Genomic DNA, 21,390 nt, shown 5'->3' on the forward strand with positions numbered 1-21,390 from the left:
AGGTGGGGCCGCCGCAGTTCCGTACGTCACGCAAGGAAGCGCACGACGGCGGGAGGTCGCCGTCGTGCGTTCAGCGTTGCCACAGTTCCTCCAGCAGTTGCTGAACGGCTACCGGCTGCTCTGCCACACCGAAATGGCCGCAGCGCGGGAGGGTCAGGGTACGGATGTGCGGGCCGAGGGCGGCCAGGTGATCGAGATCGGACTGCGGGGTGAACACATCCGCGGATCCTCGCAAAACCAGCACGTGGCACCTGATGCTGTGCCATGTCGCAAAGTCGTAGCCGGCGAGGGCCCGGGCTGCCGCGCAGAAGGCTCCAGGCCGGGCTTCCTGCCCCAGCCTGCGGATAACGTGGGGCGGTACGGCGGCCGGGTCCGCGAAGAGGGGCCGCAACAGCAGCTGCAGCAGGGGCGTGGCTGCAACGACGCGAATCAGCACCTTTCCGGCGTTCCCGAGGAAGGCCATGGAGCGCATGATCAACAGCATCCCCGTAAACCAGGGCAGCGTCGCGAGCCCGCGCCAGGGGCGCCGGACCGAGTTTGCAGCGCCGAACACCGTGGGTGATATTGCTGCAACGCTGAGCGTCCGTTCGGGCCGGGCCGCAGCGATATGCAGGGCAATGACGCCGCCCATTGAATGCCCCACCAGGTTCCATTTGGTGTATCCGAGGTCCTCCACAACCTCGACGACGACCCCGGCCATGGCCTCGACCGTGGCAAAGGCCAGCTGTGCTCCCTGGGTGGAGTCACCCCAGCCGGGCAGGTCGATCAATATACGGGTGCGGTCCGGGGATGTTGACAGCAGGGGCTGGAACGTCGTCCATGATCCCGCGGCACCGTGGAGGTACACGTCCGCCGTCAGGTTGCCAGGAGCCGGGGCGGACTGGAGGCGCACGGCGCACGGCCCCAGCGTGGTGGGAACCATCGTGCATTGAAGCTCGGTGTTGTCCTGCAGGGACGGTGGTTGATCTTCCATGGTGTTCGGGTGCTCCTGACCTTTTGATGGAGGTTCGGAGCAGGGGGTGGCGTGGATCGGTGTGCGTGACACCCGTCATTGTTCATCGAGCTGTTTAATCAGTATCCTGATAACTTATCTGGTGAAACCGGATGATGCTGTTTGGGCTCCTTGCCTGGGCCGCACGTGGCTGAAGCAGATTGGCCGCGCGGCCATCGTGAAAGTTTGAATGACGGCATTGCTTGGTGACGCAAGGACAGTGGTTGGGTCCGTGGTTCCAGGTATGCCTGAAGGACGTGACATTTCGTGGGCAACAATGACGACGCCGTGGACTCCCGTGTCCCCGATTCCATCGACGACACACTTGACGGCCGCTACCAATTGGGACCTGTGCTGGGCAGGGGCGCCATGTCCGCCGTTTACCGGGCCACAGACCTGCTCCTCGGACGCGATGTCGCCATCAAGATCTTCCTCCCGGGCTCCGGCGACGACTCGTTCCGCGCCCGCCAGGAAAACGAAATGCGGCTGCTGGCCGCCTTCGACCACCCCGGGCTGGTAGCTGCCCTGGACGCGGGCGTGGACACCAGGAACGACGAAGAACGTGCCTACTTGGTGATGGAGTTGGCCGAAGGCCGGGACCTGCGGGCCATGCTGACGGAGGGGCCGCTCACCATCCCGGAGACCGCGCGCATCGGGATCCGGCTGGCAGGGGCGCTGTCCCAGGTGCATGCCAAGGGCGTCATCCACAGGGACATCAAGCCGGCCAATATCCTGGTCTCCGACGACGACGGGCTGGGAGAGTCCGTGAAGCTGGCGGACTTCGGCGTGGCACTGGTGATGAACGACAACCGCCTGACTGCCACTGGATTCACCGTGGGCACAGCCCAGTACCTAAGCCCCGAACAAGCCCAGGGTTTGCACCTGACTCCGGCGAGCGACATTTACTCCTTGGGCCTGGTTCTCCTGGAGTGCCTCACCGGCAAAGCGGAGTACCCGGGTACGCCGATCGAAACGGCCTCTGCGCGTCTTCACCGCGCGCCGCAGATTCCCGTGGAGTTGCCGGCCCCGCTGCGCTCGCTCCTGGAAGCCATGACGGACATGGATCCCGACAAGCGGCCAGGCGCGCAGGAAGTGGAACAGGCTCTTGCCGAGGAAGGGATCCAGTCCGGGCGCAGGACCGCACTGCTGCCGTCGGTCCCTCCGCGGCAGCCACTGCGTTCAACCACGCGGAAGCAGGCCACCGTCACCAGCATCCGGACCTTCACCAAGCGCCGCCCCAAAACTGTCCGGGGTGTGGCGGCAGCGGCGGTCACCATCCCGATCGCTTTGTTGCTCCTCACCCAGGGCATCGGCTTGGCCGGCAACCCGCAGGATCAGTCACAGCCCGCAGATCCCGGTATCTCGCAGGCCGATCCGCAACCCGCCATGCCCAATGTCCCCGCGGCACCCGCAGAGACTGTTACCGAAGCATCCTCGCCTGCGGTACCAGCCCCGGCGGCTCCCGGGACCACAGATTCAGGGTCCACGGATGCGGGGTCAACAGGTGCGGGGTCGGCTGAAGTGGTCATCCTCCCGGAGACCACCCAGGCCGAGCTGGACACTGTGCCTGCCGACCAACCGGGCGTCGGTGAAGCACCCCTCACCGGCAAGGAACTCGCAGGCCAAAAGAGCGAGGGCAAGAGCGGCAAGAAATCCGAGAACGGCAACGGCAAGTAGCCCAGACCCGGGTAACAAGCGCACGACGGCGGCCTGCCGCCGTCGTGCCTTATCTTCCGTAAGTCATGCGACTCTTCCGTAAGTTATGCGACCGTAAATTCAGCGACTCATATCGCGTGCAGGGTGTCAGCTTCCGGAGGGAAAGCTGACCGCCACCGTTGTTCCGCCGCCCGGGGTCTCCGCGAGCGTGAGGTCGCCGCCATGGGCTTTGGCGATGCTGCTGCAGGTGGCCAGGCCAAGTCCGGAACCCGGTCCGTCGCCCTGCCGCCGCAGGCGCACCAAGGGTTCCAGGACCTTGGCCCTGTCCTCCGGAGCGATGCCCTTGCCGTTGTCCGCCACGAAGACGGTGGCACCGTGATAGTTGGAAACGCCACTAATGCTGATCTTGAGCGGGCGATCCGGGCTGCTGTAGTTCATGGCGTTGGAGAGAAGGTTCTGCAACAGGGTGCGGAGCTGGCCGCGGTCCGCGTGGAGCTTGAGGTCCTGGACCGCCAAAATGCCCTGGTTCTCGATCCCGAGATCCCGGGCCACTTCCTCAGTGACCTCGCCCAATGAGACAAGCGCGGGCTGGATGCCACCGCCCACGCGGGAGTAGCTCAGGACATCTTCCAACATGCCAAGCATGCGGCGGCCGCTGGCGCCGATCCGGTCCAGGTACCGCGCAGCCGTGCTCTGGGGCTCCACATCGGGATCGTCCTCCACCAGTTCCACATAGCCCAGGATGGTGGTCAGCGGGATGCGGAGATCGTGACTGACGCGGCCCGCGAACCCGGCAAGTTTCGCGTTGCTCTCCCTGAGCTCGGAATATGTGCGGTCCAGCTGGACGGTGCGATGCTGCAGCTCCAGCAACTCAACCACTTGCTTGGCCAGGACCTCCAGCATGCTGACCTGCTCCGGGCTCAACTCCTTGGTCTTGTCCGAGAAGACGCAGAGGGTTCCGGGGACGAACCCGGACTCGGTTTGCAACGGAACGGAGGCATAAAAGCGGACTTCGCCGATCTCGCCGGTGACAAAAGGATTGTCCGCGAAACGGGGATCCTTGGACGCATCCGCCACCACGGTCCTCTCACGGGAGAGGAAGACCTTGGCGCACATGGAGTCTTCACGGGAGCAAACCCCCGGGTCCACGCCCCACGCGCCGATCTGGTGCTGGTACTCGGCGCTGATGATGTTGACCACGCCAAACGGTGCGCCACACAACTCGGTGGCGAGCCTCACAAGGTTCTGCAGGGCACTCATGACGGCGGCATTGGGCAGGAGCGTGGAATCCACGGCGGGATCAAGCCCATACTCCTGCAGTTCCAAGTCCCTGGCGGTGTCTTTCGTGAAAGACAGCTGCCCCTGTATTTCCGTCATAAAAAACAATCCCCCAAGAGTTTCGTCAATTACCTGCCGATACTACCGGGAGGTTGGGCCCGGTGGTTTACTGGAACGCATGACCGAGCAGGAACCGGCCACCGCCGCGTCTACTGACACCATCGATCTCTCCGTACGAACCCCGGCACAAAGGTCCCGCACTTTCACAGGGATCCTGGTCAACACGGCGATGGCCAACATCACCACGAGCTATCTTTGGTTCGCATTGACGTTCTGGGTGTATTTGGAAACCCGCAACGTGATCGCCACAGGGGTGATCGGCGGCGCCTACATGCTGCTGATCGCACTCTCCAGCATCAGCTTCGGCACCTTTGTGGACCGTTACCGGAAACTCGCCGTCATGCGCTTTGCTGCCATGTTCACCCTGGTGATGTTCGTCCTGTCCGGAGTCATGTTCCTGCTGACACCCGAGGAAGCGCTGCTGGACCTGACGCAGCCATGGTTCTGGATCTTCACCATGATCATCCTATTAGGCGCAGTAGTGGAGAACATGCGCAACATCGCACTGTCCACCACGGTCACCATCCTGATCGAACCTGACCGCCGGGCCAACGCCAACGGCTTGGTGGGCATGGTGCAAGGCCTCATGTTCATTGTCACCTCGGTGCTCTCCGGGTTGTCCGTGGGGCTGCTGGGCATGGGCTGGACCGTGGTTGTGGCCCTGGTGCTCACTGCGGTGGCCTTCGGGCATCTCCTCACGCTGCGGATGCCCGAGGAAGTACGGGCAGCTGCCTCCGACGCTGAGGGCGGATTCGACCTGCGCGGGTCATGGGCTGCGGTCATGGCGATTTCCGGACTGTTTGCCCTGATCCTCTTCTCCACGTTCAACAACTTCATTGGTGGCGTCTACATGGCCCTGATGGACCCCTACGGGCTGGAAATGTTCTCCGTGGAAATGTGGGGAACCGTCTTCGCCATTGGAGCCACAGGGTTTGTGGTGGGCGGCGCCTTGATTGGCAAGTTCGGCCTTGGGTCCAACCCCTTGCGGACCATGCTGATCGCGGTGATGATCATGGGCTTGATCGGTGCGCTGTTTACCGTGAGGGAATGGGCTTGGCTCTACATTGCAGGGATTTGGCTGTATATGGCCTTGGTTCCTGTGGTGGAAGCCGCCGAACAAACCGTCATTCAGAAAGTAGTCCCCCTGCCACGGCAAGGAAGGGTCTTTGGCTTCGCCATGGCGTTCGAGTCCGCGGCCGCGCCCATCACCGCTTTCCTCATTGCTCCGATCGCCCAGTTTTGGATCATCCCCTACGCCCGGTCATCCGAGGGCGCAGCACAATTGGAACCGCTGCTGGGAGAAGGCATTTCCCGCGGCATCGCCTTGGTGTTCCTGGCTGCGGGCCTCATCATGATTGCCGTGGCACTACTCGCCTTCCTGACCCCGGTCTACCGACGGGTCTCGGCTTCCTACGCGAAGACAGCCGCGGAAGAAACCGAGGCGGCCGACTCATCCTCGGCGGGCTGAGCTGACCGGGTGCCTTGAACGGGCCCCAACCATCAGTGCACCCAAAGATCACTCTTTTCGGATGAGACAAGGTGATTGTCCGCGGGTGCAGGGTTGAGTCAGATCGTGGCACCCCGGCCAGGGCCGCAGAGAGGGAGAACATCCATGGCTCAGCAGGACCCCTGCGACTACTTCATAGGCATCGGACCGGATGATGTCATGTTCCTGGCCTGGAAAACCGGTGTCCGGATCGAAGCCGCCAACGCCCGTGCCGCCGTCGAGGCCGTTAACCACCTTGCAGCGGGCAGCCGATATCCCCTCCTGGTAACTATGGCCGAGACCGCCCACCTCAGCCGTGCGGCCCGCGATGTCTTCGCCGAACCCTGCGCTGCCTCCAGGATTGCCCTCTTGGGAAACAACGCTGTGGACCGCATGCTCGCCGACTACCAGCTGGCAGTTCAAGAGCCTCCCTGCCCCACCCGTTTCTTTACTTCGGCATCTGAAGCGAGAGCCTGGCTGCGGCTCTCTCCGGAGGAAGATGGCCGGGGCGCGCCGCAGGAAGCGCAGGGGGATGCCCGCCGGGACCTGCACGGGGACCTGCACCGGGACCGGGCCCGCCCCGGCGGAAGAACCGCGCCGTGACGGAACCGGCGTCGGACCTCCCTGCTGCTTCGGCGACCGTTCCTGCTTCGGCGACCATTCCCGCTAACTCACCGGCGCGGTCCGGCCTGCCCGCACCCAGTTCAGCACCAGCACCAGCCAGCCCAGCACCAGCCAGCCCCCAACAACCCCGCCTGGCCAACGAGTCGGAGGCACTCCTGGCTGCTTCCTCCGCCGCAGTGCTGGCCGGGATCGCAGCTTTGCTCATCTTCTTCGGCCGCACCCCTCCGCTATGGGGCGGCGTATCCCTGGGCCTGGTGACCGCGGGCGCGATCCTGGTGCTCGGGCTAGTGGCGGCATATATCGGCTACTGGCGCTCGCGGTACCAGCCGGATCAGCATTGGCGGCTCAGCCTTCCAGCGTGGAAATTCATCGTGGACGCCACGACGGTGGCCCTGGTCCATGCCTTGATAGCGGCGATCGCAACTGTCGCGGTTTTCCTGCTCCTGCAGCGCAGCTTCCAGGGGCTCACCGTGGATATCTATGCTGCCACTGTGGGGATGGCGGTGGCCTCAGGCCTGGCCGTGTACTGGATCTACCTCTCGGTGTACGACATCAGCACCCGCAAGCTGTCCGGCCTCCTGGTCTTGTTCATGGTGATGAGCATCGTCGCCAGCATGGCCACCTCCCAGGACCCCAAGTGGTGGGAGTACCACTTCAGCCAGTTGGGTACGTTGGGCGGAGCTTCCAGCGGTTTGTTCAATCTGTCGTTGGTGGTGGCAGGGTTTTTCATCACCACTTTCGCCGTGTATCTGGACCGGGATCTCCGTTCCCTGATCGCCCAGGGTGTTCTGGTCAAACCTTGGAGCGCCGGACTTTGCTCGGGTGCGTTCGTGGCCATGGGCTTGCTGCTGGCAGGGGTGGGGGTGGTCCCGTTGTCCGTCAGTTTCCTGATTCACACCTTGTTCGCCTCCGGGATGGCCGTGGTGTTCATCCTGCTGCTCCTGGCCTCGCCCTTCATTCTCCGGGGCCTGCCGCGCCGTTTCTTCCTGGTGTGCGGCAGTTTCCTGGCGGCCCTGATCGTGTCCCTGGTGCTGTTCTACCCGGTGGGCTACTTCAACCTGACGGCGTTCGAGCTCATTGCGTTCGTCATCATTTATGGATGGATCGCCGTCTTCATCCGCTTGCTGGACGCCCTCGCCACCCGGAGCGACTGATGCCGGCAGGACAGCTGGGGGCCGAGCGCCGCGCGTTGCGGGCTTCGTTATGGGTCTCCGCTGTGTCGGCCGCAGGGGCACTGGTGCTGGGTGTGCTCAGCGGGACCAGGATCATTGTGTTCGACGGCGCCTACATGGGCATTGGGCTGGTGCTCACCGCGATCTCTTTGAAGGCATCTTCCGCTTCAGCCGGTGGACCCACGCGCCGCTTTCCCTTCGGGCGGGACGCTCTGACGCCACTGGTAGTGCTCATCCAGGGGCTGGCGGTGGCGGGGACGTTGCTGGTGGCAGCGGGGGATGCAGTGGTGGTGATACGCGACGGCGGTTCGCCGGTCAACGCGGCGATCATCGCCATCTATGGAGGGGCGACGGCGGCCATTGGGTTCGGCGTGGCCGCATGGATGCGGCGGGCGGCACCGGACTCGGACCTGGTGGTGGCGGAAATCGCGCAATGGCGGGCCGGGGCCATCCTCAGCGTCATGATGCTCCTGGGCGCAGGGGTGGCGTTGGTCCTGCAAAACCTCGGGTTGAACGATGTTGCCCTCTATGTTGACCCGGTCCTGGTCTTGCTGGCCTGCCTGATCCTGGCGTACATCCCCATCGGGTTGATCCGGACGGGGTTGAACGAGCTCCTCGAAGGTGCGCCGTCCAAAGAGCTCGATGCCGCCATCACCGCAGCGATACAGGGTGTCCGGACGGAATACGGGCTGCAGGAACCGCTCATCCGGTCCGGGAAAGTAGGGCGGAAGCTGTACGTCGAGGTTGATTTTGTGGTGGCCGGATCCGAGTGGAACGTGGGCGAGGAGGACGCCGTTCGCCGGGCCGTCGTCAAAGCGCTGGAACCTTTGGGCCTGGACGTGTGGGCTTATGTTGCGCTCACCGCGGCGCCGGAACTCTTCGAATGAGCCCCAGCCATCCCCCGCTTCGGATGAGAACTCCACCACCCCCTACCCCTCATTGGGGAGGTATGGAAGTATCGGCAAATGGACCAATATCTGTGGGTGTTGAAGCAAGACCAACTTGATTTGATTCGCGAATTGGAGCCAGCCAGGCTTGAGCTCCTCGATGAGGAAGGCCTGCTGAAGCTGCACAAACGGGTTCGGCGGGCCCGCAACAAGTACACCACCAACTATCGACGCAAAGCCGCTGACGAGGTTCTGGAAGCCGGCGCCCGAGGAGCTGCGTCGAACAAGTCAGACAAAGCGCGGGCCAGGGCTTTCGTTTTCGAGGAAGCACTCTCGATCGTCAGCACCGAACTGGCCCGGCTGGCCCACGAGGCCGCTGAAGCCTTGAAGGACGAACGGCTGGAACGCGCCAGCGCCGGGAAGTCCACGGGGCCCGAGTCGTCCGGCACAGGCACCAAGTCCGGCACCAATTCGGGCCGGGCACGGTCCCACCAGAAGACCACCGGCGGTGTGAAGCGCGACGCCTCCAGCCAGTCCCAGGGCGCCCAACGCCAAGCGAAGAAGGACGCGCGCTAAGGAAGCAACAGCTAAAAGGCGAACAACGTACGACGGCGGCAGGTCGCCGTCGTGCGTTGTTCGCCTTTACGGTTTGTCGCTTTGCGCTGCTGGCCGCGCTGCTGGCCGTACGTGTACGGCGCTCAGGCCATAAACGCCAGGTCTTCCAGCCGCACCGGGAACCGCAGGGCTTCCCCACGGGACAGCCGGAGTGCCTCGTCAACGGCGCTCGCCGCCATTCGCTCCAGCTCATTGCCCAAGGACCCTGCCACGTGCGGGGTGAGCAGCACGTTGGGGTGCGTGTAGAAGCGGGAGCCGGCAGGCAGTACCCACGGGGTGGTGACGTCCAGGATCGCGTAGAGATCGCCGCGCTCCACCCTGGCGAGCAACGCATCCTGGTCCACCAGCTCGCCGCGCGAGGTGTTGATGAACGTGGTGCCCGGCCGCATACGTTCAATCAAGCCGTCGTCGATGAGATTTCTGGTTGACGGCAACGACGGCGCGTGGAGACTGACAACATCGCTGCTTGCCACCAGCTCCTCCAAATCCACCAGCCCGACGCCGAGGTCGGCCGCCTCTTCGGGGGAAAGATAAGGATCGGCCACCACCACTTCCAGCTCATACGGAGCCAACAGCCTGATCACGTGCCTGCCGATCTTCGACGCCCCTATGATGCCCACGCGTTTGCGGTAGTTGCCCATGTCCGGGAAGAGCTGCTCAGCCAGGACGTCGGTCCGGGTGGTGTGCAGGGCGCGGGCGATCTGCAGGACCCGCTTGTTGGCCAGGACGATCATGGCCACGGTGTACTCGGCAACCGGGATGGCGTTCGCGTCTGCGGCGGAACTGACCTGGAGGCCGCGTTCCCAGCAGGCATCACTGATGTGGTGTTTCACGCTGCCCGCGGCATGCAGGATATACCGGAGCCGGGGTGCGGCGTCCAGGACGGTGTGGTCGATCATGGGACAGCCCCAGCCGGTGAGGAGGATATCCGTCTCGGCGAGGATGGCGCGGCCTTCCGGCGTCGTGAAGTCCTGGATGGGGTCGCGGCTCAGCAGTGTCAGCGCCGGTTCCAAGGGATCCAGGCTCCTGGACGGAAATACCGCCCGTGCGGTGTGGGCCGGCATGGCCAAGGCAACGTTCAACCTCACTTGACGCTCCCTGCGGTGAGGCCGGACTTCCAAAACCGCTGCAGCATGATGAACGCCAGCAGCAACGGGATGATTGAGAGCAACGAGCCCGTAATGACCATGGGCGTGAACTCCGGTTGAGGGATGGAATACCCCTGCCAGATGGAGATGCCGACGCTGACGGGCAGAAGTTTCTGGTCCTGCAGCATCACCAGCGGGAGCATGAAGTTGTTCCAGACGCCCACAAACTGGAACAGGGCAATGGTGATGTAACCGGGCATCATCATGGGCAGGCCCAGGGAGAAGAATGACCGGATGGGTCCGGCGCCGTCAACGCGGGCTGCTTCCAGGGTCTCGGCGGGAACATAAGCCGCCGAGTACACCCGGGCCAGGTAAACGCCGAACGGGTTGCAGAGCACCGGGATGAGGATGGCCCAGATGGTGTTGGTGATGCCGAAAACGGAGGCCAGCAGGTACATGGGGAGCACCGTGGCAGTGTTGGGAATCAGGACGCCCACCAGGACCACCCCGAAGAACGAGTCCTTGCCGCGGAACTGGAATTTATCGAACGCGTAACCGGCCATGACGGAGATGAGCCCGCCAAGGATCGCGCCGAAAGCGGCATAGAACATGGAGTTGGCCATCCATCGGAGGAACATTCCGCCGTCCTGGTTCAGGACCGCCGTGACGTTCTCTAAGAAGGCCGGTTCCCCCAACGCGTAGGCGGCGGTTCCGTAAAGGTCTGCGGAGTTCTTGGTGGAGGCGAAGAACAGCCACACCACGGGAAGCACCATGTAGGCGCAACCCAGGATGAGGAGGGCGTTCACTGTGAACGTACTCGCGAAGCCGCCGTTGCGGGCGTGGCGTCGCCTGCCTTGTGGCGGAGCGGGCGGGAGGGGCCGTGGGCGGGAGATCGTAGAGGTGCTCATGCTGTGTTCCTTGAGCTGAAGCGGGTCACTGCCCAGGACAGGATGGCTGCCATGAGCGCGATGATGATGGAGGCTGCCGCTGCCTGGTTGAGGTTGTGGCGGTTGAACGCGGCGTCGTAGGCCCACATGTTGGGCACCCAGGTGCTGGTGACCGACGCCGTGGCCTTGGACAGGATGTTCGGTTCGGTGAACAGTTGCAGCGTGCCGATGACGGTGAAGAGCATGATGACGCTCAGGGCCGGCAGGATCAGGGGGAGCTTGATGCTGATGGCTGCACGGATTTCGCCGGCCCCGTCCACCCGGGCGGCTTCCAGGATTTCCCGGGGGACGGCCTGGAGCGCAGTGAAGAGCACAATCACGTTGTAACCCGTCCACTCCCAGACGGCGATGTTCACAATGGACGGCAGGATCAGTTGGTTGTCCAGGAAGTTCAGCGAGATCCCGCCGGCTTCCAGGACCGAGACGATCGGGCTCACGCCGGGCGTGTAGAGATAAGCCCAGATCAACGCGGCAATGACCCCGGGAACTGCGTGGGGGAGGAAGACGAGCAACTGGAACAGTTTCCTGGCCCGCGCCACGGCAGCGTCCAGCAGGAGCGCAAACGCCAGGGCGCCGCCCACCATGCAGGGGATGTAGAGCAGGCAGTACAGGGCGAGGCGTCCGATGCCGCCCACGAAGCTCTCGGATTCCAGGACCTGGACATAGTTTTCCAGGCCCACGAACGCGGTCTTGGCCTCACCGAAGCCGAGTCCGGACTTCTGCTGGGCGAAGAAGCTCAGCACTATTGCATACACAACCGGCGCCACCAGGGCGAGGGCAAAAACTGCAAAGAAGGGGGTCAGGAACAGTGCGGCTGTCCGGCCACCGGTTCCGGACATGACGCGGGTCTTGCGGGGTTCGACTGCAGTGGCTTGCGTGGGTGAAGTGGATGCTGCGGCTTGGGTAGCCATGATGTTTCTCCTCGCTGGCAGGGCGGCCCTTTATTGAGCCGCCCCACCGTGCGGGCCTACTCCTTGACGGAGAGGCCGTTCTGCTTGAGTCCGGCCACGGTTGCGTCCTGGGCGGTATCGACGGCGTCCAGCACCTTGCCGCCGCTGGTCAGCGTGCCGTAAGCGTCCTTGAGCGCGGTGTTGGTGATGTCCCAGTTGGGACCCCACTGCCAGCCCGGGGTGATGGTGCCGTAGGCCTTGTTGAAGACCTCGTAGATGTCGTTGCCGAAGTAGCTGGCGTCAAAGGCCTTCTGCGCCACCGGGGTCAAGCCAGGGAAGGCAAGGAAGGCGGAGCCGGTGTTGCCGCGGGCAGTGATGGCCTCTTTGCTGGTGGCCAGGTACTCGATGAACTTCGCGGCTGCAGCCGGATTCTTGCTGCTCTTGGTGATGTTGAAGCTGGATCCGCCGTAGAACGCGTCGGCCGGGGTGCCCCAGTTCGGTACTTCTGCGGCGATCCACTGCCCCTTCTGGCCGCTGGCCTCGGTCCGCTTCTGGATACCGGTGGCGCTCCAGTTGGCACCCAGGACTCCGACGACGGCGCCGCTCGCCAGGTCCGCGGACCATTCGTCGCTGAAGGACTGCTGGACCTTGACGATCTTCTGGTCGATCAGTTTCTGCCAGTAGGTGGCGACCTTCTTGGTGGGCTCGTCATTGACACCCACTTTCCAGCTGTCGCCTTCGGTGCCGAACCATCTGCCGCCCGCCTGCCAGGACAGGGCAGCAGTGAGCGCAGCCTCGTTCGGGTTGAAGCTGGCGAGGTGTGCCTCGGGGGCTACGGCCTTGAGCTTCCTGCCGGCTTCTTCGAAGTCCTGCCAGGTCTTGGGCGTGGAGACACCGGCCTTGTCCAGCATGTCCTTGCGGTACCACATGATCATCGGCGCGGCATCGTAGGGCAGTGCGTAAGTCTGCTCGCCGAACTGCACCAAGGCTTTGGTTTCGTCCGTGAGTTTGTCCACGGTTTCAGCCTTGTTGATGTAGCCGTCCAGCGGCTGCAGTTGGCCGTTGCTGACGAACTGGGGCAGCTGCGGGTATTCGATGGTGGCAACATCGGGGCCGTTGCCTGCGGTGATGGCAGTGGAGAGCTTGGCGTAGCCGCCTGCGCCGCCGTTGGGGATGGTTTCGAAGGTGACCTTGATCTTGTCCTGGCTGGCGTTGAACGCCTCGGCAACCTTGTCCATGCCGGCCATGGAGGACCAGAAGGTGATGGCGCCGGTGGGATCTTCGGTGGGGGTTGGCGTGGCTGCCGGGGTACTGCCACAGCCGGTGATGAGGGCAGCACTGGCCATGATGCCGGCTGCTCCAAGTAGAAGCTGGCGACGCTTCATTCTGTTCTCCTTTGAAGTTCACGATGCGAAAGTCGTGGTGCTCTGGGGGCACTTTCGGACTAGGCACTATGAAATCCACAAAAATGAACATCATCAATAAGATGAACAGAAGTAAACAGGAATGGGGCGGACGGAGGGCGGGGTCTGGGTTACGGCTGGGTGGAGCCGCGCACTTCCAACGCCGGGGACAAGTTAACCCGCTGCAACGCCGACGTACTTCCGCGCCGCGCCCCGATCCTGCTCAGGCACATCACCAAAGCCTGGTGTCCGACGTCGTATTTCGGCGGTGCCACCGCGGTGAGCGGAACGGCGCCGAGCGCGGCAATTTCGTCGTCGTAGGAGACGATTGCGAAGTCCTCCGGGACTCGGATCTGCCGTTCGAGGCAGGCGCTGACGAACTGGAGTGCGTCCTCGTCGGTATGCACAACGGCGGCTGTCACTTGCGCTGAGGCACACCAGTCAAGGATTCTGTCCACCAATTCGCGGTGGGCCTGGGGGTCGTTTTGGGCGCGGGACATGGCGCGCACCATGGAGTCATCGCGGGCGTGCCCGGCCCGCTGCATGGCGAGGTGGTAGCCATCGATGAGCTGAGGGGCCGTGGGGCTGTTTTCGCGCAGGCAGATGGCGATCTTCCGGTGGCCAAGGCCCAAAAGATGGTTCACGGCGATCTCCGAGCCACGCACGTGGTCGCTCCGGACGGCTTCGAGCCGGCCGTGGTCCAGGGCGTCGTCAATCGACCGCTCCACCACTACCACCGGCACCTCAGCCTCGGCCAAGAGGTCCAGCGTTTCGGTCCCGGCCAGCGATTGCCCGCTGGGCGTGATGAGGATGCCGTCCACGCCGTGCTCGTAGAGCCGCCGCAGTTGGCGCCGCTCTTCGGCATCCGAATAGTTGGTGACACCCAGCACCAAGCGGACGCCGGCTTCCTGCGCAGCGGCTTCTGCACCGCGGATCACGCCAGGGAAGTAGTACGACGCCGACGGCACGATCATCCCGATGGTGGCCAAGGGCCTTCTCCCGCCCGGACGCCATGACGTGGAAGGCTGCGTTGCGGGTCCCGCCGTGAGTTTTCCGCCCATCGGAATGGCTCCGCCATGTACCCGCTCCAGCAGGCCTTGCCCGGCGAGCACTGCGAGGTCCCGCCGCACGGTCATCCCCGAGGTTCCCAGTTTCGCTGCGAATTCGCTGGCATTGAGGGAGCCGTTCAGTGCCAGTTCCCTCAGGATGAGCTGTTGACGATCCTCGGTCAGCATGCAGGTGTCCGCCTATCAAGTTCACTTGTGTTCAGTTCGTTCATTATGAACCAGGACGGGGCAAGCGTGGATCCTTGACGCCTAACTGCCCAGCTTCACCACTGAAATCTCGACGACGGCAGCCTGTGGGTGCAGGTACTTCCGGATTGCCCCGGCTGCTTCACGGGTCACCTCGGGGGCCGAACGGGATCCCTCCACGCCGATCCGGACCTTCACAGTCAGCATGTCTGCCGGACCTGCCGGACCTGCCGGACCCCCGGGGCCGTTCAAGGCAATGAGGGGGAGGGCCTCTCCCGTGACCGCGGCCATTGCGGCGCCGGCTATGGACTGCCACAACGGCTGCGCGGGATACACCGAGTGGACCCCGTCCACCGCTTGAACTATGCCGAGCAATTCCCCAGCCAGATCGTTGAGCCCGGCTGGCGTCGTGGCGGTCGGGGCCCCTGCCTGCCCGGCTGCAGGGGATGTGTTTTCGGCTTCCAAAAACTCGGTCATGGCTGGTCCTCGGTGTTCAGCGGGTCAGTGGTGCCGGGTGCGCCGGGTGCGCCGGGTGTGCCGGTGGGGTGAGATGTTGGTGGCGGCTCAAGGACATCGGTCACCGTGATGTTGATGGCTTGGATGTCCAGTTCGGTCTGCCGTGCCAGAGTCTTCGCCAACTCCTCGCGGAGGGCTGCGGCGCGTTCTTCCATGGAGTGTCCGTACACCACAGCCACTTCCACCTCCACGGTGATGGGGGCTCCCGCAGTGGTCACGTCTCCCTGGAGCCGGCACTTTCCGGCGGCTGTTCCGGGGAGGGCGTCGGCCACGGAGCGGATCAGGGCGGAGACGGCTCCTTCGGTTTCCCACAGCGTGTCATCCGGGTGTTCGGCCCGCAAGGGAATGCTCCGTCCGGGCCGCAGTTCCAGCCGCAGGTTGTCCAGGATTGATTGCATCCAGTCGTCGGTTCCTGATCCCGCGTCCGCAACATCGGACCGGAGCAGGTCTCCGCCGAGTTCCGAGAGGTGGCGCAGCGAGGACAACGCGGCCTGGCATTCGGGGCATCGCTCCAGATGGGTTGGATCGTCAATCTGTCCCGTGTCCAGGTAGGCACTGAGATCCGCGAGGCTGTGCCCGCAATCGAGGGTGTCGCCGGGAGTGTTCATCGCCATTCCTCCATGGTGCGTGCGAGCGTGATCCGTGCCCTGGCCAACCGGCCACGGACACTGTCCGGGCTGATGTTCAAGGTCAGCGCAATCTCCTCGTAGCTCTGGTCATTGAATTCCTTGAGGACCCAACAGCGCCGTTGTTCCTCGGGGAGCGCGGCGAGCGCGGCTTTAAGGGCCTCCACGCGCGAGCCGTTGACAGCATTGTTTTCCGGATCGTGGGTCATGGTCCGGGGGGTATCGTCCCGCTGGTTTTCCATGTCGTCCAGGTCCACGTGGTTGCGTCGTTTCCTGAGGTGGTCGATGCTGCGGCTGCCCACAATCCTCATGAGCCAGCCCTTGACGGCGGCTGGGTCCCGGAGGGTGTCCAACTGCTTCCAGGCTTGCACCAACGTTTCCTGGACTACGTCATCGGCGTCCGCCAGGCTGCCCGTCAGCCGGCGGGCGGTGGCGCGCATCAGTGGGCCATGGCGTCGGGCGAGGGCTTCGAAGGCGGCCGTGTCGCCGTCCGCTGCCCGCCCGGCCAGCAACGCATCCGGAACGAGGTCCAGTTGGTGCTGCGCCGCGGGTGAACCAGTCACGTTCTGCCTTCCCGGTGGAGTGGTGGGTCATGGTGGAAGTGGAGCGGCCCCGCCATCGTTGCGGGGCCGTCCGGGAGATGCCTACTTCTTAGTGAAGCCCTCTTTGAGCTTCTGGGCTGCTTCCTTGATGTTGTCGCCGATCCCGGCGGCAGCATCCTTGACCTTCTCCCCTGCTTGCTGGAGCTTTGCCTGAGCCTGATCGTGCTGGCCTTCGCGCTCCAAGGACTGGTCCCCGGTCAGTTTCCCGGCACCCTCCTTCGCGGCACCCAGGTGTTCGGTGGCGGCGTTGTTGATCTTGTCATTGATTCCCATGGTGTTCCCTTTTCTTTTTCTGTGCGCGTGCTCTGTTGTGCCGCGCATGGTTCGGGTGGAGAGAAATGAGGTCCTTTGGTTACCGGGCGCGTCGCGGTCCAGACACCTGGGTTCGGGCGCCGCTGGTAATTCGGACCAGGACGGGGATTGGATGTCCCAAGAGGGTATCCATCTCCCGGATGAGTTGTTCTGCGGTGTCGGCGAGTTGGCGTGGTGAGCTTCCCTTGCGGGCTTCAAGGCGGAGGCGGAGTGCGGTTCCACGCCGGGATTCCCAGGCTGAGACGGACGTGGCCAGGACGTCGCGGTTCCCGCTGAGGGCTTCCCGGATGGCTGCGGAAACCAGCCCCACATCTACTACGGTCCGGCCGGTTGCGGCGTCAGAACCGTCAGCTTGGGCGGATCCGTCAAGTTGTTCGGCCAGGCGTGGAGTGCGGCCACCGCCTTGGGAAGCGAGCCAGGCTGCACTGAGGGCTGCGCCAAGGAGCAGTACCCCAAGGCCCGCCACTATCCACCAACTCCGGACCGGCTCCGGAAGGGGTGCGGTGCCCACGAGGTCCCTGGCGTATTGCTGTGCGGATGATGCCACGGCTGTCCAGGTATCGGCTGCGCCAGGCAGGATTCCGGCCGCGATGACTGCGGCGCCGGCTCCCAGCAGTGCGATGCCCAGCAGGGCCAGCAGGATGCGGTTCAATGCACGGTTTGTTTGCCTCATTGCCCTACCGCTCCTTGGTCCAGTATCCGGATGCTCGAGGAGACCCGGCGGTCCAGCGCTAAGGCGGCCAGCTCGTCGTCGACCGCTGTTGTGATGGCTTGGCGGTCCAGCGGAACGCCCGACGTCGGACGGGCCTGGACGCGTACGGACCGTCCCCCGATGGTGGTGGTCACCTGCCCGGGGGCCAAGTTGGCGGCGAGCCGTGCTGTGCTGGAGACGGCCGCGGCAATCACGTCGTCGTCCACCACCACTGCAGCGCGCCGGCCCGCTACGGAGCGCCGGGCCTTCCTGCCTTTGCCCAGGGCAGCTCCAAGGAGTACCAGGCCCAGGATGCCGAGGCCGGCTCCGGCCGCTGCCATGCCCGCCGGGAGCGTGGCGGCCGGGAGGCCGATCAGCCATTGGGACATTTGTGCGGGACTTGCCAGCAGCGGCTGGTCACTGAGGATCCACAGCACTGCTTCCAGTGCCAGCCAGAGGAAAGCGAGCATCAGGATGCAGGCGCAAATGATGGATGGGAGAGCCCGCGAAGAGTGTGTTTCGCGGCGGATCAACCGCCGCAGGGTCCGGTCCTGGCTCATTGCACCCTCCTTTCCTTGCCGTGTTCGGTGAAGTGTTCCTTGGCGGCCGCAAGCCGGATGTCTACCCTGCCGATCTCCAGTCCGGTCAGTTCCAAGCCTCGGGACACCACTTGTGTTCGTGCTGCCCGGGCTTGTTCGAAGACCGTGCCCGTAGCTTTCCGCGGTCCCAGGAGCGGGGGGAGGGACAGCCTGACGGAAAGCCTGACTCCGAGCCTGCCGGCATCGTCATCCACGTCAGCTGCCACGTTGCCCGCATCCACCCTGAACGCCTGGGCGGTAACGGCTTCCAACGTTTTACGGATGGCGTTCGGGGTGATGCGGGTATGTCCGGCGCGGTTCCTTCCGGCGCGGTTCATGTCGGCGCGGTTCATGTCGAGGAGCGCTTGCCCCGCAGTGCGTCCAGCACGCCACGGAGGTCAAGCTTTCCTTCGGCGGAACGGCCCAGCATGGCCCCGATGCCCATGAACAGCGCTGTCAGCAACAGGCCCTGGAAACCAAAGGCCAACCCAGCCAGGGCCAGGACCGCTCCGATGGCTATGCCGGTGAGGGTGGGGTTCATGCGACCCTCGGCTCGCGGCCGGCGTCGTCTGCGTCTTCATCCTCGGTGGGAACGTGGATGTCGGTGATAGTGATGTTGACCTCGGTGACTTCCATGCCCACCAGGTCCTCGATGGCGGTGTAGACGGCGTCGCGGGCGTTGTCCGCTACTTCCTGGAGCGGGTGGGGGTACTCGACAACCAGGGTGACATCCACGGCCACCTGGGTCTGGCCCACCTCAACGCTGACGCCCTGGGTGAGGTCTTTTTGGCCCACCTTTTCGCGCAGGTTGCCGATGGCGCGGGCAGCGCCGCCGCCAAGGGCATGGACGCCCGGGATTTCCTGGATGGCGATGCCGGCTATTTTGGCAACAACTCCGTCGGCAACCGTGGTGGCCCCGCGGCCGTCCTTGCCCTTATTCAGGGCAGGGGTGTTGGTCTCAGGTGCCCCGGCGGGGTTCTTGGCCGGAACGTCTGCCGTGGTGTTCTTGGCGGGAACATCTGCGGGGGTGTGAGTCTGGATCGTCATGGCGATTGCTCCTGTCCGTTGGTTGCAGCGCTTGTTGTGCGCCGTCATGAATAAGACGTGCCGATACCGGGATTCCTCACGCACGAGTTTTAGTGACGTGCATCACCCGTGAGCGCAAGTCCCCAATTTAGCCAGGACGGCTCATGCAGCAGGTCCGGCTGCGGGTTCACTATTGTTCAACTCGCGCCATGCCAAGGATGGAACTCCTACTGTGGTGGGGCTACTACTACGTGCCCCTGCAGGAGAATCATGGCAACCGCATTCACCATGCCCGCCCCGGACTTCAACCTCAGCCCCATCACGGGCTGGACCCGGGACCACTGGGTTGCCTTCGCTGATCAGCAATTACTCGCGGTGCGACCCCGCTTCTCCCCGCTGAAGGCGGCCATCCTGCTGGCCGGCCGCCCGTCGTCGTCGGGCGCTGTGTCGGACGGGTTGGAAGGCTTCGCGCGGACGTTCCTGCTGGCGGCTTTCCGGGTGGCGGGGGAGGGCGGGAGCGATCCCCACGGCCACCTTGGACTTTATAGGGCGGGCCTCCTGCACGGCACGGTGATGAATGGGCCGGAAGCATGGCTGCCCATCACGGACCGCTCACAGCCCATGGTGGAAGCCGCGTCGATTGTCCTGGCGCTCCAGCTCACCAAGCCATGGCTGTGGGACACGCTTTCAGCGGGAGAGCAGGAGCAGGTGGCGGTGTGGCTGCAGGGTTCTTCACGCAGCACCTGCGTAGATAACAACTGGGTGCTCTTCCAAGTAATGATCGCCGAGTTCCTGGCTACTGCGGGGTTCCACCACAACGCAGACCACATAGTGCAGGGCCTGGACAGGCTGGACGACTGGTACGCAGGCGGTGGCTGGTACAGGGACGGGGACAATGACGGCACAGGCGATTTCTTCGACTACTACTGTGGCTGGGCCATGCACCTGTACCCCATCCTGTGGGCGGAATTTGCTGCCGACCGGCATCCCCAAGCAGACCAACGCCTGGAAATCTCCCGTCGCCGCCTCGCCGCATTCCTTGAGGACCACGTCCGGTTCTTCGGTGCCAACGGCGCCCCGGTGTTCCAAGGCCGCTCGCTGATCTACCGTTACGCCGCCGTCGCACCGCTCTTCATGGGCGAGGCAATCTGCGCCACGCCGCTCACCCCCGGCCAGACCCGCAGGATCGCCAGCGGCGCGGCAAAATACTTCCTCGACGGCGGCGCTTACGACGACGGCCTGCCGTCACTGGGGTGGCTCGGCGCTTTCGAACCCATGACCCAGGAATACTCCGGACCGGCCTCGCCCTACTGGACCTCCAAGGCGTTCGTCGGACTGCTCCTACCCCCGGACCACCCGGTGTGGACCGCCGTTGAGGAGCCCTCGCCCCTGGAAGCCGCAGACGGCGCAAAGCACGCCGAGGCCCCCAACTACCTGCTCCACTCCACGGCCTCGGACGGTATCGCCCGCCTCCTCAACCATGGCAGCGACAAATACTATGCGCCCGGTCCGGACGATCCCCTCTACCGCCGTCTCGCCTATTCAAGCCATACGGCGCCGCTGTTCACCGAGCACCCCGTCGACAACCACTTCGCCGTCCTCAACGATGCCGGGACGCCCAGCCGGCGCTCGCGGATTCACCGCCTTGCCGCCGGCGCAGGACAGGCCGCGAGCTGGCACGGCCCGGTGTGGAGCGATGCACAGGATCCCGCCGATTCTCCCTGGCGGGTAGCGACGGGGACCGCGGCCGCAGGCGGGTACGAACTCCGGGTACACGCCGTGGCGGCCCCGGCAGGTTCTGGTGGGACAGTCCGTGATGGCGGATACGCGCTCGCCGGCCACCCCAGTGTCCTAGCGCCCGGCGTCCTCACTGACGGCCGCTTGTACACAGCCATCCGGCCCCTTCATGGCTTGACGGACGGGGGCGTTCACCGGGGAGAAGGGGAGTCGCCGTTGGGTGCTTTGTCGGCGTGTGGTTATCTGGAGGGCCGGCTCTCCGGCGAACGCACCTGCTTCGCCTCCCTGGTGTACCTCGGCGGTGAGCCGCCCGCCTGGGTGCCTCCCGCCGTCGGGATTTCACCCGCTTTTGAACTGTTCGACGACGGCACCCGGGTGAGCGCCCGCCTCAACATGGGGGCGGGACAGGTGTTGGAGGTTGCGTTTGCCTTGTGAGGTGCGGGCCCGGAATCTTGAGCGAATCTTGAGATGAGCCGGCGCCCTTCTTGAGGACCCCGTCCGATGGTTGAAACATCAGCCACCCGCTGATGGAGCTTCCAGGAAGGACCACCGAAATGACTGACCAGATCTCCACCCAGTCCTCCAGTGCCACCGCTGTCCACGAGCCACTTTCCAGCGCCGGGGAGGCAGTGCGCCACGTCGGCGAGGTCCTCGGCCAGACGCGGGTTGCCGTCCGTGAGCAGTTCAATCCGCTGGGTGTGGGGCTGCGCAGTATTTGGCCGCAGTCGGTGGTCGGGTTCTAGCGGTCATCGGGACGGTTCCAACGGAGTTTCAACAGAGTTTTCGATAGAGTTTCGACGGAGTTTTGACACGGGCAGGGACCCCTCCCCTTCAGGAGGTACCCTGCCTGGCGCCATTTAAGGGACGATGGGTGCAGCTCAATAAATAAGGA

24 protein-coding genes are annotated in these 21,390 nt (G+C 64.3%); 8 read left to right on the plus strand and 16 right to left on the minus strand.

Going from position 1 to position 21,390, the window contains the following annotated elements; translation table 11 throughout:
• Positions 1-70: 70 nt before the first annotated feature.
• Positions 71-973: an alpha/beta fold hydrolase gene (locus M1D51_RS01115; protein ID WP_458108205.1), complete on the minus strand. Its 903-nt coding sequence runs from the start codon at positions 971-973 to the stop codon at positions 71-73.
• A gap of 285 nt (positions 974-1,258) precedes the next feature.
• Between M1D51_RS01115 and M1D51_RS01120 the strand changes: the two genes are divergently transcribed.
• Entirely contained in the window at positions 1,259-2,668 is a 1,410-nt protein-coding gene (locus M1D51_RS01120; protein ID WP_458108206.1) for a serine/threonine-protein kinase, read from the plus strand.
• Positions 2,669-2,794: 126 nt separating this feature from the next.
• On the opposite strand, the gene M1D51_RS01125 is transcribed toward M1D51_RS01120, so the two are convergent.
• The gene (locus tag M1D51_RS01125; protein ID WP_458108207.1) at positions 2,795-4,024 is read right to left on the minus strand and encodes a GAF domain-containing sensor histidine kinase; all 1,230 of its coding nucleotides are present in this window, start codon (positions 4,022-4,024) and stop codon (positions 2,795-2,797) included.
• A 79-nt stretch (positions 4,025-4,103) separates the two neighbouring features.
• On the opposite strand from M1D51_RS01125, the gene M1D51_RS01130 reads away from it, so the two are divergent.
• From M1D51_RS01130 to M1D51_RS01150, 5 genes are all read left to right on the plus strand, one after another.
• Entirely contained in the window at positions 4,104-5,513 is a 1,410-nt protein-coding gene (locus M1D51_RS01130; protein WP_458108208.1) for an MFS transporter, read from the plus strand.
• A gap of 144 nt (positions 5,514-5,657) precedes the next feature.
• Positions 5,658-6,134 (plus strand): DUF7793 family protein, encoded by a 477-nt coding sequence (locus M1D51_RS01135; RefSeq protein WP_458108209.1) that lies wholly within the window; start codon positions 5,658-5,660, stop codon positions 6,132-6,134.
• On the plus strand, positions 6,131-7,309 hold the full coding sequence (locus tag M1D51_RS01140; RefSeq protein ID WP_458108210.1) for a DUF998 domain-containing protein: 1,179 nt from the start codon (positions 6,131-6,133) through the stop codon (positions 7,307-7,309). Before M1D51_RS01135 ends, M1D51_RS01140 begins: the two co-directional genes overlap by 4 nt.
• On the plus strand, positions 7,309-8,214 hold the full coding sequence (locus M1D51_RS01145; RefSeq protein WP_458108211.1) for a cation diffusion facilitator family transporter: 906 nt from the start codon (positions 7,309-7,311) through the stop codon (positions 8,212-8,214). Before M1D51_RS01140 ends, M1D51_RS01145 begins: the two co-directional genes overlap by 1 nt.
• Positions 8,215-8,292: 78 nt before the next feature.
• Positions 8,293-8,790, plus strand: coding sequence for a hypothetical protein (locus M1D51_RS01150; RefSeq protein WP_458108212.1), 498 nt, complete (start codon positions 8,293-8,295; stop codon positions 8,788-8,790).
• Between the two features lie 122 nt (positions 8,791-8,912).
• On the opposite strand, the gene M1D51_RS01155 is transcribed toward M1D51_RS01150, so the two are convergent.
• From M1D51_RS01155 to M1D51_RS01220, 14 genes are all read right to left on the minus strand, one after another.
• On the minus strand, positions 8,913-9,917 hold the full coding sequence (locus M1D51_RS01155) for a hydroxyacid dehydrogenase (RefSeq protein ID WP_458108213.1): 1,005 nt from the start codon (positions 9,915-9,917) through the stop codon (positions 8,913-8,915).
• Positions 9,914-10,825, minus strand: a complete 912-nt coding sequence (locus M1D51_RS01160) for a carbohydrate ABC transporter permease (RefSeq protein ID WP_458108214.1) — start codon at positions 10,823-10,825, stop codon at positions 9,914-9,916. Before M1D51_RS01160 ends, M1D51_RS01155 begins: the two co-directional genes overlap by 4 nt.
• Positions 10,822-11,775 (minus strand): carbohydrate ABC transporter permease, encoded by a 954-nt coding sequence (locus M1D51_RS01165; protein WP_458108215.1) that lies wholly within the window; start codon positions 11,773-11,775, stop codon positions 10,822-10,824. The genes M1D51_RS01160 and M1D51_RS01165 overlap by 4 nt, the downstream gene beginning before the upstream one ends.
• A gap of 56 nt (positions 11,776-11,831) precedes the next feature.
• Complete coding sequence (locus M1D51_RS01170; protein WP_458108216.1) at positions 11,832-13,139, minus strand: ABC transporter substrate-binding protein; 1,308 nt, start codon at positions 13,137-13,139, stop codon at positions 11,832-11,834.
• A gap of 149 nt (positions 13,140-13,288) precedes the next feature.
• Positions 13,289-14,392, minus strand: coding sequence for a substrate-binding domain-containing protein (locus tag M1D51_RS01175; protein ID WP_458108217.1), 1,104 nt, complete (start codon positions 14,390-14,392; stop codon positions 13,289-13,291).
• 81 nt (positions 14,393-14,473) lie between these two features.
• Positions 14,474-14,887, minus strand: a complete 414-nt coding sequence (locus tag M1D51_RS01180; protein ID WP_458108218.1) for a hypothetical protein — start codon at positions 14,885-14,887, stop codon at positions 14,474-14,476.
• Positions 14,884-15,540: an Asp23/Gls24 family envelope stress response protein gene (locus M1D51_RS01185; RefSeq protein ID WP_458108219.1), complete on the minus strand. Its 657-nt coding sequence runs from the start codon at positions 15,538-15,540 to the stop codon at positions 14,884-14,886. Before M1D51_RS01185 ends, M1D51_RS01180 begins: the two co-directional genes overlap by 4 nt.
• Entirely contained in the window at positions 15,531-16,115 is a 585-nt protein-coding gene (locus tag M1D51_RS01190; RefSeq protein ID WP_458108220.1) for an RNA polymerase sigma factor, read from the minus strand. Before M1D51_RS01190 ends, M1D51_RS01185 begins: the two co-directional genes overlap by 10 nt.
• A gap of 81 nt (positions 16,116-16,196) precedes the next feature.
• Complete coding sequence (locus M1D51_RS01195; RefSeq protein WP_172325712.1) at positions 16,197-16,427, minus strand: CsbD family protein; 231 nt, start codon at positions 16,425-16,427, stop codon at positions 16,197-16,199.
• A 79-nt stretch (positions 16,428-16,506) separates the two neighbouring features.
• Complete coding sequence (locus M1D51_RS01200; RefSeq protein ID WP_458108221.1) at positions 16,507-17,139, minus strand: hypothetical protein; 633 nt, start codon at positions 17,137-17,139, stop codon at positions 16,507-16,509.
• A complete protein-coding gene (locus M1D51_RS01205) occupies positions 17,136-17,717 on the minus strand; it encodes a hypothetical protein (RefSeq protein WP_458108222.1) in 582 nt (193 codons plus the stop codon). The genes M1D51_RS01200 and M1D51_RS01205 overlap by 4 nt, the downstream gene beginning before the upstream one ends.
• A complete protein-coding gene (locus tag M1D51_RS01210) occupies positions 17,714-18,088 on the minus strand; it encodes a hypothetical protein (protein ID WP_458108223.1) in 375 nt (124 codons plus the stop codon). The genes M1D51_RS01205 and M1D51_RS01210 overlap by 4 nt, the downstream gene beginning before the upstream one ends.
• The gene (locus M1D51_RS01215; RefSeq protein ID WP_458108224.1) at positions 18,085-18,276 is read right to left on the minus strand and encodes a DUF2273 domain-containing protein; all 192 of its coding nucleotides are present in this window, start codon (positions 18,274-18,276) and stop codon (positions 18,085-18,087) included. Before M1D51_RS01215 ends, M1D51_RS01210 begins: the two co-directional genes overlap by 4 nt.
• Complete coding sequence (locus M1D51_RS01220) at positions 18,273-18,782, minus strand: Asp23/Gls24 family envelope stress response protein (RefSeq protein ID WP_458108225.1); 510 nt, start codon at positions 18,780-18,782, stop codon at positions 18,273-18,275. The genes M1D51_RS01215 and M1D51_RS01220 overlap by 4 nt, the downstream gene beginning before the upstream one ends.
• Before the next feature lie 249 nt (positions 18,783-19,031).
• Between M1D51_RS01220 and M1D51_RS01225 the strand changes: the two genes are divergently transcribed.
• Both M1D51_RS01225 and M1D51_RS01230 read left to right on the plus strand, forming a co-directional pair.
• Positions 19,032-20,933, plus strand: coding sequence for a DUF2264 domain-containing protein (locus M1D51_RS01225; protein ID WP_458108226.1), 1,902 nt, complete (start codon positions 19,032-19,034; stop codon positions 20,931-20,933).
• 119 nt (positions 20,934-21,052) lie between these two features.
• On the plus strand, positions 21,053-21,241 hold the full coding sequence (locus M1D51_RS01230) for a hypothetical protein (RefSeq protein ID WP_172325705.1): 189 nt from the start codon (positions 21,053-21,055) through the stop codon (positions 21,239-21,241).
• Positions 21,242-21,390 lie beyond the last annotated feature (149 nt).

Source organism: Arthrobacter sp. R3-55, from assembly GCF_054161505.1.

What these genes read in the sequence shown, in the direction of transcription:
- M1D51_RS01220 (WP_458108225.1), bottom strand. Translation starts at nt 18,782, where the DNA reads ATGACGATCCAGACTCACACCCCCGCAGATGTTCCCGCCAAGAACACC.
- M1D51_RS01175 (WP_458108217.1), bottom strand. Translation starts at nt 14,392, where the DNA reads ATGCTGACCGAGGATCGTCAACAGCTCATCCTGAGGGAACTGGCACTG.
- M1D51_RS01185 (WP_458108219.1), bottom strand. Translation starts at nt 15,540, where the DNA reads ATGGCGATGAACACTCCCGGCGACACCCTCGATTGCGGGCACAGCCTC.
- M1D51_RS01200 (WP_458108221.1), bottom strand. Translation starts at nt 17,139, where the DNA reads ATGAGGCAAACAAACCGTGCATTGAACCGCATCCTGCTGGCCCTGCTG.
- M1D51_RS01225 (WP_458108226.1), top strand. Translation starts at nt 19,032, where the DNA reads ATGGCAACCGCATTCACCATGCCCGCCCCGGACTTCAACCTCAGCCCC.
- M1D51_RS01195 (WP_172325712.1), bottom strand. Translation starts at nt 16,427, where the DNA reads ATGGGAATCAATGACAAGATCAACAACGCCGCCACCGAACACCTGGGT.
- M1D51_RS01115 (WP_458108205.1), bottom strand. Translation starts at nt 973, where the DNA reads ATGGAAGATCAACCACCGTCCCTGCAGGACAACACCGAGCTTCAATGC.
- M1D51_RS01170 (WP_458108216.1), bottom strand. Translation starts at nt 13,139, where the DNA reads ATGAAGCGTCGCCAGCTTCTACTTGGAGCAGCCGGCATCATGGCCAGT.
- M1D51_RS01230 (WP_172325705.1), top strand. Translation starts at nt 21,053, where the DNA reads ATGACTGACCAGATCTCCACCCAGTCCTCCAGTGCCACCGCTGTCCAC.
- M1D51_RS01180 (WP_458108218.1), bottom strand. Translation starts at nt 14,887, where the DNA reads ATGACCGAGTTTTTGGAAGCCGAAAACACATCCCCTGCAGCCGGGCAG.
- M1D51_RS01135 (WP_458108209.1), top strand. Translation starts at nt 5,658, where the DNA reads ATGGCTCAGCAGGACCCCTGCGACTACTTCATAGGCATCGGACCGGAT.
- M1D51_RS01215 (WP_458108224.1), bottom strand. Translation starts at nt 18,276, where the DNA reads ATGAACCCCACCCTCACCGGCATAGCCATCGGAGCGGTCCTGGCCCTG.
- M1D51_RS01130 (WP_458108208.1), top strand. Translation starts at nt 4,104, where the DNA reads ATGACCGAGCAGGAACCGGCCACCGCCGCGTCTACTGACACCATCGAT.
- M1D51_RS01205 (WP_458108222.1), bottom strand. Translation starts at nt 17,717, where the DNA reads ATGAGCCAGGACCGGACCCTGCGGCGGTTGATCCGCCGCGAAACACAC.
- M1D51_RS01125 (WP_458108207.1), bottom strand. Translation starts at nt 4,024, where the DNA reads ATGACGGAAATACAGGGGCAGCTGTCTTTCACGAAAGACACCGCCAGG.
- M1D51_RS01145 (WP_458108211.1), top strand. Translation starts at nt 7,309, where the DNA reads ATGCCGGCAGGACAGCTGGGGGCCGAGCGCCGCGCGTTGCGGGCTTCG.
- M1D51_RS01160 (WP_458108214.1), bottom strand. Translation starts at nt 10,825, where the DNA reads ATGAGCACCTCTACGATCTCCCGCCCACGGCCCCTCCCGCCCGCTCCG.
- M1D51_RS01210 (WP_458108223.1), bottom strand. Translation starts at nt 18,088, where the DNA reads ATGAACCGCGCCGACATGAACCGCGCCGGAAGGAACCGCGCCGGACAT.
- M1D51_RS01165 (WP_458108215.1), bottom strand. Translation starts at nt 11,775, where the DNA reads ATGGCTACCCAAGCCGCAGCATCCACTTCACCCACGCAAGCCACTGCA.
- M1D51_RS01150 (WP_458108212.1), top strand. Translation starts at nt 8,293, where the DNA reads ATGGACCAATATCTGTGGGTGTTGAAGCAAGACCAACTTGATTTGATT.